Raw genomic sequence first — 15,114 nt, 5'->3', positions numbered from 1 at the left:
CGTTCTTAGAGGACAAACCTGTCATGATGCTGTCATGCCGCCATCCGGCTAAAGAGGACTGCCATGCGCTTCTTCTTGATTGCCGTCATGTTCCGTGCAAATGCAGGAAAATGCGCATTCTTCTTGTCGAAGATACCCAGGATGTAGGGGAGGCAATCAGCCGCCGGTTCGAGACGGTCGGGCATACGGTCGATTGGGAAACCGATGGCCAGACTGCATCGGATATCCTTGATTTCACCGATTATGACCTGGTCATACTCGACGTCATGCTCCCCGGCCTCGACGGGTTCGAGATATTGCGCCGCCTGCGCCAGGCAAGGAAATCCATCCCGGTCCTGGTGCTGACCGCACGCTCCGAAATCGAGGACCGGGTGGGCGCGCTGGATCTCGGCGCCGATGACTATCTCGTCAAGCCATTCGATTTCCGCGAACTGGAGGCACGCGCCCGCGTGTTGTTGCGCCGCCATGCAGGGGAGGCGACCAATCTGATCGAGTGCGGTGACATCGTGCTCGACCGGTCGAGCCGCAGCGTGCGGGTCGGCAAGCGCGAGGTGCAGTTAAAGCGGCGGGAAATGACGCTGCTGGAAATACTCGCCAGCCGCCCCGGCCGCGTCTTCAGCAAGGACGAATTGCTGGACCAGCTTTTCGGTTTCGAAGAGTCCGCCGGCCACAATGCCATCGAGCTCTATGTTGGTCGGCTGCGCAAGAAGCTCGAGGGATCGCGCGCCCGCATCGTCACCGTCCGCGGCCTCGGCTATCAGCTGGTGTCCGATGCCACGGCGTGAACCTTCCCTTTTCTGGCGCCTCGCGCTGCGGGTTGCACTCGTGCTGTGCGCCGGAGCGGGATTGCTGATCACCGCCGCGTGGGTCTATGCAAGAGCTGCCGCCGATGACGCCTATGACCGGCTGTTGCTCGGCGCCGCCATCCAGATGGCGGAGAGCCTCACCGTCGATGCCGGCCATCTCGTCATCAACCTGCCATCATCGGCTTTCGAGTTGCTCGGACTTGCAGCCAGCGACCGTATTTTCTATCGCGTCGTCGATCCCGGCGGCCGGACCCTGACAGGCTATGACGATCTCAAGACGGATATCGATCTCGATAGCGTCCGCGCCGATCCGGTCTTTGCCTCGGCTGAGTTTCGCGGTGCGCCGGTCCGCCTCACGATCGTCGCCCGCGCGCTTTCCGATCCGACCCTTTCCGGCTTCGCGCATGTCATCGTCGCGCAGACGACAGAGGCGCGCCGCGCCCTTGCCAGCGAGCTTACCTCGCGCGCCGTCATTCTCGTCGCCATCATGAGCATTCTCGCCCTGGCGGGCACCATGCTCGCCATCCGCTATTCGCTGCAGCCGATCGCGCAACTCGGTGCTGCGATGCGCCTGCGTGACCCCCAGGATTTGACACCGGTCGAAGTCGAGGCTCCACGCGAACTGCAGCCCTTCATCGCCTCGATCAACCATTTCATGGGCCGGTTGAACGAACGGGTCGATCTTCTGCAGCGCTTCATCGCGGACGCCGCCCATCAGATCAGGACGCCGCTGACCGCCCTTTCGGCGCAGGTGGATCTGCTTGGCCAGGACCAGATGGACGAATCCGGCCGCAAGCATCTTGCCCGGGTGAAGAAGCGCGCCGACGAGCTGGCGCGGCTGACGAACCAGATACTCAGCCATGCCATGGTGATCCATCGTTCGGAATCTGTGCAACTGGCGCCGGTCAATCTCGTCGACATCGCAAGACGCGCCTTCCGCGCGGCCATACCGATCACCATTGACCCCGACATCGTGGTATCGTTCGAGGCGCCCAGCGAAATCCCCATGGTGCTTGGCGATCCCGTCTCCTTGCGCGAGGCGATCGTCAATGTGATCGACAATTCGCTTCGGCATGGAACCATATCGCGCCTTGAGGTGCGGGTCGCCAGCGACGGGAACAAGGCGCGCGTGGAAGTCGAGGATGACGGGCCCGGCATTCCGCCCGGCGAGTGGAAACGGGTAACGCAGCGCTTCGTCACCTCCAAGGCACATGAGGGCAGCGGCGGCCTGGGCTTTGCCATCGCGTCTGAAGTTGCGACCGCCCATGGCGGCAAGCTCGGGTTCCGGGAAAAAGGTCAGCGCGGCTTTACCGTCTATCTCGAAGTTCCGCTGGCCAAGTGGGAAGCAGAGGTGAAGAAACAGAAATGAAGAACATCTGGATCCGCTTCTGTGCCCTCCTGGCCGCCTTTCTGGCTGCCGGAACGGCAAATGCGCTGGAAGGCAGTCGCCACCTCTACCCTGCCCCGCAGACCGAACGTGACGTGCTCTCCATCCACGCCGCCACCGATGTCGCGGCGATGGAACCACTCATTCTCGACTTCCAGAAGATGTCGCCCGACACCGCCGTCGAATATGTCGAATATGTCACCAACGATCTCTACAACGATGCGGAGAAGGCCTGCCGCAATGGCGCCGCGCTCGGCGACATTTACCTGTCGTCCTCCGTCGACCAACTGGTGAAGCTCGCCAATGACGGCTGCGCCATATCGCACCGGTCGCCGCAGATTGAAAGCGTCGCCTCCTGGGCAAACTGGCGCGACGAGGTCTTCGGGTTCACCTTCGAGCCGTCCGTATTCGTATATAACAGCAACTTCGTTCCCGCAGCGGACGTTGCCCGGACGCATGTGGAACTGGCTGACCTGCTTCGCCACAAGCTCGATTTCTATCGCGGGCGCATCGGCACCTATGATCTGCGCCAGTCCGGCATCGGCTATCTGCTTGCTTTCTACGATGCGAAGCAGACGACCACCGTCTATGGCCGGCTGCTCGAAAGCATGAGCCGGGCCGATGCCGCGGTCCGCTGCTGTAACAGCGAGGTTCTACAGCAGGTAGCGAGCGGCAATTTCTATATTGGCTACAATATTCTGGGCTCCTACGCCTATGCCGAGCAAAAGCGCAATCCGCAGCTGAAAATCGTCCTGCCGCGCGACTATACCCTCATCCTCAGCCGAGGCGCGCTGATCCCCAAGAACACCGCGCGGGGTTATCTCGGCGCCCGGTTCCTCGATTACCTCCTGTCGCCGCGCGGCCAGGCGGTTGCCCGCGAGAAGGCGTTCTTCTTCTCCGAAAAAGGGCCGTTGCCGCTCGATGTCGACGGGCCGCTGACGCTGGTCGAATCCGGGATCGCGCGGCCGATCCGCATCGGCCCGGAGCTTCTCGCCGCACAAGACCAGGCGCAGCGCGAGCGTTTCATCGCCGATTGGAGCAATCTAATCATCCATGGCGGCAATGCTATGAGGTAACCCAACAAATTGGGCGGTTGGAGCCGTTCTCGGATTGACGCCGATTCTCAACCAGTCGGGCGAGAGTAGCCGTATAGGCCATGTTTCGCGTTATGGCGACGGTATGCTGCGGACCCTTCTCTACGAGACCGCGCAGACTTTGCTAACACGGGTCACGAGATGGTCCTGGCTGAAAGCCTGGGCAATGAATGTTGCCAAACGACGCTGCGCCCGTAAAGCCGTGGTGGCGCTGGCGCGGAGGCTTGCAGTCGTCCTTCATCGGAAATGGAGTGATGAAACCGAGTTCCGCTGGACACGGGAGGCAACGACTGCAGCATAAGCCTGGGTTCTCAAAGGGCATATAAAGTTCCGCCTCGCGGCGGAAGACGTCCTTCGTGGACGACGAGTGATATGAGTTCGCACTCAACCATACTCGATGACATGATTATCAGGGTGGCAAAAAGATTGAACCATATCATTCTACTGATCCTATGGTGGGACAATGGGCTGGACTGATTTCACCCGTCGCCAATATGTCTGATGGAGAGGGAGTGGTCGTCGCTGGATCGTCGAGCGCACATTCGCATGGCTTGGAAGAAGCAGGCGACTGGCCAAGGATTGGGAGAAATCAATCGCTTCCGCTGAAGCCTGGATGCTCGTCGCCCACATGCATTCTCACCCCAAGGCTTGCAAGATACCATACCTATTGAGTTCTTTTCGAGTCAGGCTCTAATACTAGGATTCACAGAATAGTTATTTCTTTCAAATTATCTTAGAGTAATTGTAATCGTTGGCAAAGTATTTGATTGCAACCATCATAGGAACTTTGCATGGCCATCGCTAAATTTGATGATTATGAAGTCTATTATGAACTTCATGGACAAGGCTCTCCCATCGTGTTGATTGCCGGATACACATGCGATCATGCGTTCTGGGATGCCGTTTTGCCCATATTAGCCGAGCATTTTCAGGTAGTGGTGTTCGACAATCGAGGGATTGGCCGCACAAAAGACAATGGAGAGCCTTTCTCGATTGAGACAATGATGGCGGATAGCTCGGCCCTGATCGACCGTCTTGGACTGTTTCGGCCCGCGATTGTCGGTCAGTCCATGGGCGGAGCAATTACCCAGGCAATGTTCGCGCGATTCCCCGAGAAGTTTGGCCAGTGCATAATTCTTAATTCAACGCAACGCTTCAGAACGGCGGCCATGATGGCTTTGGAGAACTTGCTTGCGCTTCGCAAGGCAGGCGTTGATTTCGACCTTTTGATTGAGGCAACCGTGCCATGGCTGAACGGCAGCGAATGGCTTTCCGCGCAGGAAAACATTGCTGCTTTCAAAGCGGCGCTCAAGACCAATCCACTGCCGCAATCGCTGGCTGATCAGGAGAGGCAATTGATGGCATTAAAGCCGTTTGATGCACGACCATGGAATAAACCGTTAGATTGTCCCACACTTGTTATCTCCGCCATCGAGGACTTACTGGCACCGGCGCGGGAAGGAAAGATGCTCGCGGAAAAACTTGGCGCAGCCTTTATTGAAATCCCCGGCGGGCATGCAAGTCCTATTGAACAGCCGGAGCGGCTTTCACGTATTCTTGTTGAGTTCCTTAGCTGAACAAAGGGGGACGGAGGCATTAAGGTGTCATTTCGCTGTCTCCCGGAACTGACCCATCAGGCGTTCTGGCCTCCAACTGCCGTTGCGCTGGCCGCTGCGCGGGACGCCGCGGTTCCGGTCGGTCGGATAGAAGGGATCGCCGTCAGGCCGCGAGAGCACCCAAACCGACGGAGACGATCATGAACCTCACCCTTTCCCATCAACGACACCTTCGAGCCCGACCACGCGACTTCCCCGACCGACCGCGTCATCTATGAGATGCAAGTCTTTGGCTACCGCCCCTTCCAGGACGAACCGGACCCGCGTCTGCTGCCCCAGGAGCCAATGGTCCAGTCAGCGCTGACCACGATGTCCGACGCCTTCTTCGAGATGCTCGGTGACACGCGGCTGGAGCCAGATCTCGAATATCTCCTCTGGTCGACAGTTAAGGCCCGGCGGTTCGGCATCGATGCCTGGGAACTCAAAGGAGATGGCGCGTAAGCCCCTTGCATTTTGGAGGAATTGTGTCCACATTTTCTATTCAAACGAAGCCTCACCATGCTTCAGTTCCAGCAACAGACTCCCCGTCGTGTCGGCGGGCGGGAGTTTCGCGGCAACCTGACATCCTTCCTAGAACAGGTCGAGGATGGCCAACGGTTTGTCCTCACCTCTCATCATAAGGTCGTCGCGGAAAATAGGGCCGCCGTCGGACGTCGTCGTCCGCAAACCCGGCGCGTTACGCGGGAAGATCAAAGTTGCCGAAGACTTCGACAACCTGCCGGCAGATGTTCTCTCGTCCATGGAAGACGAGGCGTGAAGATGGCGAGAAGCTAGGGAACCACGGCTTGCGGATAGCCTTATACTATTCGGCGACGGTCGCACCCTCACCAATCCGAGGAGCGGGTCGTCTCGGTTGTCTGTCGTCCGGACGAGCGGGAGACAGCGGCTGAATCGGGCTGCCGATATTAGAGTCGGGGCTCGCCGGAATGATTACGCCTTGGCCGATCCGAGGCGCGGACCGGCCCGAATTGAGCCGCTGGATCGGACCGCCGGGACTATAGACTGGCCGGCCCGGAGTTGTAGGAGCGACATAGGCAGGGCGTCCGGGGCTATACCGGTGATGATGCCCGTGATGACGGCGATAGAAGGAGCCATCACCATAATAATTGTCATAAGCATAGTCGTCATATGCCGAGCGATAATATCCCTCATGATAGACACCTTGGGACTGGCAGCCTGATAGCGCTAGACCGGAAACGCAACTTATTGTGACGATAGTCCAAAATTTGCTTAGCATGGTCTTACCTCCAGCCGCTTTTTAAGGGATTCTAACTACTACTGACCTGCCGTCGGCTTTTTTTCGGACGTTTGGAGATATTTCCTTCCAAAGCGTCACACGCAAGCAGCATACCCAATTAAGGGATGCTAAAAAAGGGAAGCCACCACCCCTATTTTGCGTGGACAGACGTCGGGGCCGGGCCTTCAGGAATGCCTTGGCGTGACATGTTTCGATGCAGATCGCTGGTAATCCAGCCTTGGCGAGACCTTTCGAACAGCCATTGAGGGCCGTCTTCAAGACCGGTTCTCTCCAACTTCCAAGCAGAATCTCTCAGTACGGCCACCAGATCGTCGGGATGGCTCACTACCTTGATCTCGTGGCAAATCCTGGCTGTTTCATCAACGATATGGACGCCTCTTTCACCGAAACCTCGTGGCCACCATAGTGCTTCATGCTGCGCTTTCTTTCCGATGCTTGTGGCTGTTGCAAAGCATGACTACGTTCTATCATCGCTCGAAGCGCAGTACCTCTTTTCTACAATCCCCGGACGTCTGAAGATGAGGCTCAAGCCGAATACCTCATCTGCCCTATGACTCGGGCAGCGCATCGAAAGGATCGAGCGCGCGAACCCCCAGAGGCTGGAAATGCCTCAGGTTTCGCGTCAGAACCGTCAAGCCATGCACCTGGGCCGTTGCGGCAATCGCAATATCCTCGAAACCCGGCGGATGGGCGCGAGAGTGGTCAAGCATATGACCGGCGGCATGTGCACATTTCAAATCGAACGGCAGTAGATTTTGCGCATAGAGATATTCGATGCTCTCCCACCATTCTTTCAGCCGGCGTGCCTTCGTGGTTGCCCCTTCACGTTCAGCCTTGGCAATCCCGGATTTGACTTCAGCGGCCGAAATAACCGACAGGAACAGCTGTGGGCCGATTTTGTCGAGCCATTCAACAAGCAGCTCGAAATTCTGGCGTTTGGACGGTGCCAAAGCGGAAATGACATTCGTGTCGACCAGAAACATCACAGATCGACAGTTCGGCTCGGCTTGCTGCTGCGTGAGGGGATGTCGCTCTCGTCACCTGGAAACGATGCCAGCAGACGTCCAAGACTTGGAACGTGAGAAAGCTTTTCATACTCCTCGAATGAAAGCACGACCACTTCCTTCTTGCCATGCCGCGTGATGATCGCGGGATTGCCCCGAACCGCCTGATCGACAACAGCGGAAAGCGTCGCCTTGGCGTCTTTAAGCTGGATCTCTCTCATGTCCGCCTCCTATTATGACCACTGTAGTCATATAATGAAATCTGTTGACGGAAACAAGAGCTTTCAGCCGCGAGCGCGGGAAAGCCGGAGCTGCCGATCAGTCTTCGCCCGTTTTGCTTGCAGCGATAGCACTCGTGGAACAGCAGGCACGGGGTCTGAGCGCAGCTTGCCGCTCACCATGACATGCGGCGTGACGACCGCGTTATCTGCCCGATCGCCGGGCCTCATACGTCAAAATAGACGGGCTTTGCGCAGGGTGAAAGCTTCCGCATAGTGGCCTTCGGCCCGGCATTCCATGCCGCGCAACCGGGCGAGCCCGCGAAACGTTTCCGGATCAAACCAGTCTTTCGAGCGCTGCGTGCCGAAATGCTTCATCAGAAGTTCGACCTTCCTGTCCATGATTTCCCTGGAAAGGCCGATATAGCCATTCGGTTGACCGAGATCTCCGTCCCATTTCGGAATCTCGTATTCGAGGATAAATTCATCGCGAAACACGTTCCACGTCAGCTGATTGAGCTCGCGGTGATCCTGATGCCGGTCATGGGATGTATGGGTGAAAACCATATCCGGCCGAGATATGCGCATGCGCAGGTCGAACAGCCATTTCTTCAACAGCCGGCTTTGGGATGGGAAGAAGCTGTCATCGAAATTTGCTATCTCGATGTTCTGGGCCTTCGCCCCCATGAGAAAATCCGTTGCCGACAACTGCGCCTCCGCGACGCGTGGCCCGGAGGCGCTCAAGACGCACCAATCCACACGCAGATCGATGCCCGACGCGATCAGGCTGAGAATCGTACCGCCTAGGCCTATCTCGATATCATCGGAATGAGCGCCCAGACACAGGACGGAAAGGGGCTTTCCGCGTTCCGCCAGATCGAGACACTTCATCATAGCAAGCTCTTCATGACAGGGCAAACATGACCTTCTTCTTCGCCCTCTCGCTCCGCATTCTGGCGTTCCAGGGCATGTCGCCTTTTTCGACCATATCCTCCAGCGTCTGCCAGTCGCGCAGCGTATCCATGGAACGCCAGAAGCCTTCGTGCTTGTAGGCCATGAGCTGGTTTGCCTCGATCAGCCGCCTGAATGGTTCGAGCACAAGCTCTTCTCCCTCGCGCATGAAATCGAATATCTCGCGCCTGAACAGGAAATAGCCGCCATTGATCCAGATATCGGATGTGTTGGATGTCCTGAATTCGCGCACCTGTCCGTCGCTGGCGATATCCGCCAGATGATAGGTCAGCGGCGGGCGCACCGCCAGGAAACAGGCAAGCTTGCCACTTGCCTGGAAGCGGCGGGTCATGTCGTCGAGATCGACATCGGTGAGGCCGTCGCTGTAATTGGCGAGGAACATCTCGTCACCTTCGACATGCTGCCTGGCCGCCCATAGCCGCTCACCGATATTGCGCCAGATGCCGGTGTCGAGCAGGGTAATGCGCCAGTCGCGCTTGATCTCGTCGAGAAGCTGGATGTTTTGCCCACCCTCCGACACGACGCAGTCGGCAAATGTCTGTGGCCGGCTGTTGAGGAAGAAGTCCTTCACCACATTGGCCTTGTAGCCCAGGCACAGGATGAATTCGTCATGGCCGTAATCGCTGTAATATTCCATGACATGGCGCAGGATGGGCTGGTGGCCGAGCGGGATCATCGGCTTGGGGACGCTTTCTGAATATTCCCTGATGCGCGTGCCAAGCCCGCCACAGAACAGAACAACTTTCATTTTCTGAGCTCCGCTGGATCGATGATGGTGACGTAGGGGATGGGGATGATGAATTTGGCGCCCCAGTGGGCGACATGGCGCATCTGCTCCATGATCTCGTCCTTGAAATTCCAGGGCAGGATCAGGATGTAATCGGGCTTTGCCTCATCAATCGCGGCGACGGGCAGAATCGGGATGTGCATACCAGGCGTGAAGCGCCCGTGCTTGTAGGGGTTGCGGTCGACCGTGAAATCGAGAAAGTCGGTGCCGATACCGCAATAATTGAGCAGCGTGTTTCCCTTGCCCGGCGCGCCATAGCCGCAGATGCGCCTGCCCTCGTTCTTCGCCGTGATCAGGAAGAAAAGAAGATCGCGTTTCGCCCGCTGAGCCTTGTCGGCGAAGGCGGCGTAGGTTGTCACGTCGGTGAGCCCGTGCCGTGCCTCTCTTTCGAGCAATTCATCGACCCGCGGGGCCGGCTTCTGCCCGCTCGCCTCGTGAGCGAGATAGATGCGCAGCGATCCGCCATGGGTCGGCAATTCCTCGACATCGACGATCTTCAGCCGATGACGCCATGCCATGTGGCGGATGGTGGTGACCGAAAAATAGGAGAAATGCTCATGATAAATCGTATCGAACTGGTTATGCCCGATCAGCTTTTCGATATGCGGAAGCTCCAGCGTAATCGTTCCCTCCGGCTTCAGAAGGATTTTGATGCCGCCGACGAAATCGTTGAGGTCGGGAACCTGCGCCAGCACATTATTGCCGATGATGAGGTCGGCCCGAGAGCCTTCACCGACCAGCTTTTGCGCGAGCGCGACGCCGAAGAATTCCACACAGGTGGGAACGCCACGTGCCTTTGCCACCTCCGCCACATTGGCGGCGGGCTCGATGCCGAGCATCGGGATGCCAAGCGGCTTGAAATGCTGGAGCAGATAGCCGTCATTGCTCGCAAGCTCGACCACAAAGCTGTTTTCGTCGAGACCGAGACGCTGCGTGATCGCCTCGCAATAGGTCTTGGCATGGGCAACCCAGCTGGTGGCATATGAGGAAAAATAGCCATATTCGGTGAAAATCTCCTCCGGCCCGACATATTCCTTCAGCTGCACCAGAAAACAGGATTCGCAAACAAGCACATCCAGCGGGAAAAACGGCTCCATGCGGTCGAGCTGATCGGCTGTCAGAATGCTTTCGCATGGCGGCGACATGCCGAGATCGACGAATTTGTGCCGCAGCTGCTGACCGCAGAGGCGGCACCCGGTCTGAGCGGATTCATGCTTCGTTTCCCGCAAGAGCTCCGGCGTCTGGATATTCATGCTTTTCTCCCCCTGGTCTGGAAATTCAGCGCGACTGTCTGTGAGGGAGGTTACAAAAGCGGGCATGGCGTGCCGATACTGCAATCAGATCGAAGCGATCATCCCATCGGCTGCCGGAAACCGTGGTGTCGGTGCCGAAAGGCCAACCGAAAGATGTTTCGGAGTAAGGAGCACCCACCTTTGGCGGATGCGCCGCACAGGCATCCCTCCCTTCGGTGGACGCCATATCCACAAAAGCGCTCTTTCCGCGGTCAGGTTTCGGACCAAGAGTTAGACAGCACAGTGAAGGTTTCTGGAGTCATTCATGCAGTTCACGCCGCTGAAAATCGAGGGAGCCTGGTCAATCTCGCCTGTCAGGATTGAGGACGAACGCGGCTGGTTCGCGCGCCTGTTCTGCGAAGAGGAATTCGCCGAGCTTGGGCTGGAAACGCGCTTCGTGCAGCACAGCGCCTCCTTCTCTCGTGCACGGGGAACGCTCCGCGGCATGCATTACCAGAAGCAGCCGCATTGTGAAACCAAGCTCGTGTCCTGCGTCCAGGGGCGCATCTGGGATGTCATCATCGACCTGCGTCCGGATTCGCCTTCCTATCTCGATTGGCTGAGCCTGGAGCTTTCGGCGGAGGAGGGAACGCATTTCTATATTCCATCGGGCTGCGCTCATGGTTTCCAGACACTGACGGACGATGTGGTCGTTCATTATCTCATTTCACATTTTCATGCGCCGGATGCCGCCGGCGGCATCCGTTTCGACGATCCGACGATCGGCATCGACTGGCTGAATCCGCCTACCGTGATCTCCCAGAGGGACCTCTCCTGGCCCTTTCTATCGCAGGAGCCACGGCTGTTCGAGACCGCGGGCTTCCCCGCCTTCTAGGAGCGATCCGCTTCCCGCAGCAGACCATGCGCGTATAGAAGATCAGCCGCGCGGGCGAGATCGGCGAAGCGCAGGCCCGAACGCTCTGCCATCGCCAGGAGCGAATGATGTCCGTCGGCCAGATTGAGCACCCAGAGCATCGCCATCGCCGCCTGTGCTGCGGCCTTGTCGCCTCCCAGCGCCGCGTAGAGCCCGCGGCGTCCAAGTTGCGGCTCGCCCTTGGGATTGGTGCTGACCGTCGTCCAGTCGCCCTCAACGATGTCGATTGCCTCCATGATGATGCGATAGGAGGTGCCAAGATGCTCCGGCCGGATGAAATCCAGATTGTCTGCCGAGGTATGGTATTCGGGGAATGTGCCGAAGGCGCTGCGCTGCAGGAGACCGACGGGAAGATTGAAACCCGGCGAACAGAACTGCCGCTCGTCATAGCCTGAGGGCGAGAAATCGACGATCGTGGCGCCTTCGCCGAAATGCTCCACAATATGCGCCATTGCCCTGTCGATGAAGGCGTTGCCCTGCCGGCTGCGCTTGTAGGTCGGCCCGCCGCCGTCACCGACGCAGGACACCACAAGACCATGCTTTATCTCCGCCACATGGTCTTCATTGCGCGAAAGCCAGGCAAGCGAACCGACCGTGCCCGGCGCAAAGAGAAAGCGATAGCTGCAGCGCGTCACCCGTCGGGCCAGATTGCGCGCAAGCAGCGTCAGGAGCGCCAGCCCCGAGCAATTGTCATTGGCGAGAGAGGGGTGGCAGATATGAGCGGAAAGCAGGAATGTCTCGTCGGTCGCACCCGCATGACGATATTCGCCGTAGGTGAGCGAGCCGTCACGATGCTCCGCGTCGATCACCACCTCATATTCCCCGTCCTCCATCGCCGCGAAGGCCTTATGCGCCATGCAGAAGCCCCAGTTCCCGGCATAATAGGAGGTGCGGTAGGGAATGCGTTCGGGTTGTTCGGGCAGTGTGTGAATATGCTTTTCGAGCTCCCCTAAAGCCATCCTGGCGCGAATGGGCTGACTGTAGTTCAGCACATGCAGATTGTGCTTCCTGAAATCGACGATCCGCCGTCCCGATCCATCCGCGATATAGGCGTCGCGGATGGTCCATTCCTGCGGTGTCGTCCAGTCGAAGACAGACGTCCCGCTTGGCACCTCATGGCGCTCCAGCGCGATGTGCTCCGCCAGGATGGCGAGCGTCTCGCGCACGCCGTCCCCGGTGATGCTGCGGCAGATCGGGTAAAGGCGGCTCGCCAGAGCGTGGATCTCCTCACCGATCCCCTCGTCCACCACCGCGCCGAAAGCCTCGCTGCCCACCCGCTCGTTCATCACGAGGCCAGTGCGGCGTGATCCGGCGTCGTCTCCGGTGCGACATGGCGCAAATCGCTATCGAGAATGCCGGAAGAGATCAGATGCTTGATATGGGCGATGCGCTGGAAGCGGGGTCCCTCGAATTCTTCCAGCGTCAGTCCTGATTGCCGATAGGCGGCAAAGAGCTGGCGCGCGCCGGAAACCGCATCCCATCGTGGCTTGCCCGCGGGAAGAACGCGGACGAGCTTTTCGAAGCTGACCCGATAGGAACGCGCATCGGGACCGGCATCGGATGCAAATTCCAGCCGGCAGCCCGGCACGACATTGGCGACAATGCTTGCGATGTCGCGGATGCGGTAGTTGTGCTCTGTCAGGCCGACATTGAAGGCTTCGTTCCAGACCGCTTCCTCCGGCGCGGCAAGACCCGCGATGAACGCGCGCGAAATGTCCTCGATATGGACGATCGGGCGCCAGGGTGTGCCGTCGGATTTGAGAAAGATCAGGCCTTTCGTCACTGCCCAGGCAACCAAATTGTTGAGCACGATATCGAAGCGCAGACGCGGCGAGACGCCATAGGCTGTCGCCGGTCGAAAATAGACCGGACAGAAACTGGCGTCGGCAAGCTCCGCGATATCCCGCTCCGCCAGCACCTTCGAGCGGCCATAGGCCGTGACCGGATTGAGCTCGCCCGTCTCGTCTATCAGATCATCATCGCACAGACCATAATTGCTGCAGGAGGAGGCGAACAGGAAGCGTTTGACACCTGCTGCCTTGGCCGCTGTGGCTGCGCGCACACTGGCCCGGTGATTGATCTCATAGGTCATCTCGGCATTGAGATTGCCGAGCGGATCGTTCGACAGGGCGGCCAGATGAATGACTGCATCGAAGCCCTCGAGATCGTTCGGCCTTATGTCGCGTACATCCGCGCGGATTGATGGCACATCGGGCATTGCGCCGCCGGCGGCGAAGGTGCAGCGCTTGTAAAGATTGCTGTCATAGCCGGTGACCGCATGCCCCGCTTCGATCAGCATCGGCACCATGACCGAACCGATATAACCCTGATGACCGGTGACCAGAACTTTCATCGCTCTCCCCCTAGCGTTGTCGTTGCTTTGCCAAACGCTACAATCTTGAGCTTTTACCGGCGAGGTGTCCTATGGGAGGAGGAGAGAGGCGGGATTTGGCGTCGGTTACTCCTTTTGACTGATATTAATGGCCATCGCGCAGAACCAGGACCCAGTCTGTGTCGCCCGACGCATTGCGCGGATGCGGTGGCAGGAAGCGGTTTTCCCCGCGGGAAAATTCGGCAGGCACGCTGGTGAATTCACCACTGGAGGGATCAAACCAGCGTGCGTCGACGCGATCTGACCCGAACAGCGCAATTTTGACCACAAAACCATCGGGCCGTTCCCCGTAGACCAGCGCGAAAGACCTGTCATTGGCAATTGCCGCCATCATATGTGGATCGCCGCCAGTTGAGCGGAGCAGATCGCCGTTCCTATCCGGCTCGAGCTTCCACCAGTCCAGGCCTTCAAAAAGTTGACGCATCGGGGACATGCTGCGTGCGCCGGGACTGTCGAGTGCTTCCTGCCATGTCATGGGGCTCGAAACGATCCCGGGGCCGCTGAAATGCCAGATCGGATGATTGCCCGATATCTGTCCCGCAGCCCCACCGAGAAGCGCGCCATAGGCCTGTTGTCGTACGGTTTGCGCAGCGGTTCCATGTTCGCCTTCGTACAGCGCTTCAATCATCAGGACGGGCATCCTCCTGGTTTCGACCGTGCGCGCCAGCACCGCGCGATGCACATTCTCATAGGTATAGACCGTATCGAGTTTCAGCCATCCTTCCCCGGCCCAATATTCGGCAGTCACCGTATCGCGTCTGGAATGAACGGTGTGAAGGGAATTGGGCGCGACGCTTTCGATCCCTGAGACGATCGCCTTCACCAGCGCCGTGTCGGGCGCATCATAGTCGCCGCCATGCACCCAGATGACATTATCAAGGCCGTAAAAGCGCCTGGCGATATATTCCCCATAACGGCGGAGCTTCTCCGGTCCCGTCGCTTCTGCCTTCAGATACCAGCCCTGGCCGCTGCCATTGGCGCCGAGATAAGCGGGGGTGAGCAGCACGAGCAAGCCGAGATCACGGGCGCGCCGCACCACCCACTGCGCATGGTCGAAATAGCGGTCGTTCATGGCGGCAAAACCGCCGGCGCCCTGGAAGGGCTTCTCACCATACGCATTGGCCGGCGGATTGCTGCTGAACTGGTGCTCGACCAGATTGACGAGAAGCGTATTGAAACCGCGTTTCCTGCGGTCGCGGAGATAGGTTTCGGCTTCTTCACGGGTAAGTTCGGCAATCAGCGACCAGGCGGCATCGCCCTGGATAAGAAACGGCTTGTCGGCGGCATCGACGAGATAGCGCTTGTCTGCGGAAACATGCAGCGGAAAAGTGGCCTGAGGCCAACCCGTCTTCGCTAATGCAGGGAGAGCCTGCATCATCCCGAAAACGGCAAGGATAACCATCCAGCAACGGCG

General features: G+C 58.5%; 13 protein-coding genes and 5 pseudogenes. 9 read left to right on the top strand and 9 right to left on the bottom strand.

Translation table 11 applies throughout. The annotated features are described in order from the left end of the window. Positions 1 to 110: 110 nt before the first annotated feature. From DUT91_RS17555 to DUT91_RS17520, 8 genes and pseudogenes are all read left to right on the top strand, one after another. Positions 111 to 785: a response regulator transcription factor gene (locus tag DUT91_RS17555; RefSeq protein ID WP_114441796.1), complete on the top strand. Its 675-nt coding sequence runs from the start codon at positions 111 to 113 to the stop codon at positions 783 to 785. Continuing rightward, positions 772 to 2,175 (top strand): sensor histidine kinase, encoded by a 1,404-nt coding sequence (locus tag DUT91_RS17550; protein WP_114441795.1) that lies wholly within the window; start codon positions 772 to 774, stop codon positions 2,173 to 2,175. Before DUT91_RS17555 ends, DUT91_RS17550 begins: the two co-directional genes overlap by 14 nt. Further along, positions 2,172 to 3,269, top strand: a complete 1,098-nt coding sequence (locus DUT91_RS17545) for an ABC transporter substrate-binding protein (protein ID WP_114441794.1) — start codon at positions 2,172 to 2,174, stop codon at positions 3,267 to 3,269. Before DUT91_RS17550 ends, DUT91_RS17545 begins: the two co-directional genes overlap by 4 nt. A 13-nt stretch (positions 3,270 to 3,282) precedes the next feature. Further along, positions 3,283 to 3,588: pseudogene (locus DUT91_RS17540) on the top strand (transposase); the annotation flags it as partial. A gap of 216 nt (positions 3,589 to 3,804) precedes the next feature. After that, a pseudogene (locus DUT91_RS17535) lies at positions 3,805 to 3,958 on the top strand (transposase); the annotation flags it as partial. Positions 3,959 to 4,078: 120 nt separating this feature from the next. Beyond that, complete coding sequence (locus DUT91_RS17530; protein ID WP_114441793.1) at positions 4,079 to 4,864, top strand: alpha/beta fold hydrolase; 786 nt, start codon at positions 4,079 to 4,081, stop codon at positions 4,862 to 4,864. Positions 4,865 to 5,043: 179 nt separating this feature from the next. After that, positions 5,044 to 5,290: pseudogene (locus DUT91_RS17525) on the top strand (hypothetical protein); the annotation flags it as partial. 111 nt (positions 5,291 to 5,401) lie between these two features. After that, a pseudogene (locus tag DUT91_RS17520) lies at positions 5,402 to 5,660 on the top strand (type II toxin-antitoxin system Phd/YefM family antitoxin). A gap of 624 nt (positions 5,661 to 6,284) precedes the next feature. Here DUT91_RS17520 and DUT91_RS26685 read toward each other — a convergent pair. The 6 genes and pseudogenes from DUT91_RS26685 to DUT91_RS17485 form a co-directional block, all read right to left on the bottom strand. Continuing rightward, positions 6,285 to 6,575: pseudogene (locus DUT91_RS26685) on the bottom strand (IS110 family RNA-guided transposase); the annotation flags it as partial. A gap of 134 nt (positions 6,576 to 6,709) precedes the next feature. After that, a complete protein-coding gene (locus DUT91_RS17505) occupies positions 6,710 to 7,144 on the bottom strand; it encodes a type II toxin-antitoxin system VapC family toxin (RefSeq protein ID WP_114441791.1) in 435 nt (144 codons plus the stop codon). Beyond that, the gene (locus DUT91_RS17500; protein ID WP_114441790.1) at positions 7,144 to 7,386 is read right to left on the bottom strand and encodes a type II toxin-antitoxin system Phd/YefM family antitoxin; all 243 of its coding nucleotides are present in this window, start codon (positions 7,384 to 7,386) and stop codon (positions 7,144 to 7,146) included. The genes DUT91_RS17505 and DUT91_RS17500 overlap by 1 nt, the downstream gene beginning before the upstream one ends. Positions 7,387 to 7,617: 231 nt before the next feature. Further along, positions 7,618 to 8,274 (bottom strand): PIG-L deacetylase family protein, encoded by a 657-nt coding sequence (locus DUT91_RS17495; RefSeq protein ID WP_114441869.1) that lies wholly within the window; start codon positions 8,272 to 8,274, stop codon positions 7,618 to 7,620. A 13-nt stretch (positions 8,275 to 8,287) separates the two neighbouring features. Then, positions 8,288 to 9,103 carry a glucose-1-phosphate cytidylyltransferase gene (locus DUT91_RS17490; protein WP_114441789.1) on the bottom strand — a complete coding sequence of 272 codons (816 nt, stop codon included), beginning with the start codon at positions 9,101 to 9,103 and terminating at the stop codon, positions 8,288 to 8,290. Next, positions 9,100 to 10,395 (bottom strand): class I SAM-dependent methyltransferase, encoded by a 1,296-nt coding sequence (locus DUT91_RS17485; protein WP_114441788.1) that lies wholly within the window; start codon positions 10,393 to 10,395, stop codon positions 9,100 to 9,102. Before DUT91_RS17485 ends, DUT91_RS17490 begins: the two co-directional genes overlap by 4 nt. A gap of 304 nt (positions 10,396 to 10,699) precedes the next feature. Between DUT91_RS17485 and rfbC the strand changes: the two genes are divergently transcribed. After that, positions 10,700 to 11,269 carry a dTDP-4-dehydrorhamnose 3,5-epimerase gene (rfbC, locus tag DUT91_RS17480; RefSeq protein ID WP_114441787.1) on the top strand — a complete coding sequence of 190 codons (570 nt, stop codon included), beginning with the start codon at positions 10,700 to 10,702 and terminating at the stop codon, positions 11,267 to 11,269. On the opposite strand, the gene DUT91_RS17475 is transcribed toward rfbC, so the two are convergent. The 3 genes from DUT91_RS17475 to DUT91_RS17465 form a co-directional block, all read right to left on the bottom strand. Then, positions 11,266 to 12,594 carry a DUF4910 domain-containing protein gene (locus DUT91_RS17475; protein WP_114441786.1) on the bottom strand — a complete coding sequence of 443 codons (1,329 nt, stop codon included), beginning with the start codon at positions 12,592 to 12,594 and terminating at the stop codon, positions 11,266 to 11,268. The two genes, rfbC and DUT91_RS17475, sit on opposite strands and share 4 nt — an antisense overlap. Further along, positions 12,594 to 13,661: an NAD-dependent epimerase/dehydratase family protein gene (locus DUT91_RS17470; RefSeq protein ID WP_114441785.1), complete on the bottom strand. Its 1,068-nt coding sequence runs from the start codon at positions 13,659 to 13,661 to the stop codon at positions 12,594 to 12,596. The genes DUT91_RS17475 and DUT91_RS17470 overlap by 1 nt, the downstream gene beginning before the upstream one ends. A 124-nt stretch (positions 13,662 to 13,785) precedes the next feature. Next, positions 13,786 to 15,102 (bottom strand): glycoside hydrolase family 140 protein, encoded by a 1,317-nt coding sequence (locus tag DUT91_RS17465; RefSeq protein WP_245419776.1) that lies wholly within the window; start codon positions 15,100 to 15,102, stop codon positions 13,786 to 13,788. Positions 15,103 to 15,114 lie beyond the last annotated feature (12 nt).

Source organism: Paramesorhizobium salinisoli, from assembly GCF_003335045.1.
Taxonomy (GTDB): domain Bacteria; phylum Pseudomonadota; class Alphaproteobacteria; order Rhizobiales; family Rhizobiaceae; genus Paramesorhizobium; species Paramesorhizobium salinisoli.
Note: the sequence above shows the minus strand (reverse complement) of the source record. Positions and strands in the feature narration are given on the sequence as shown.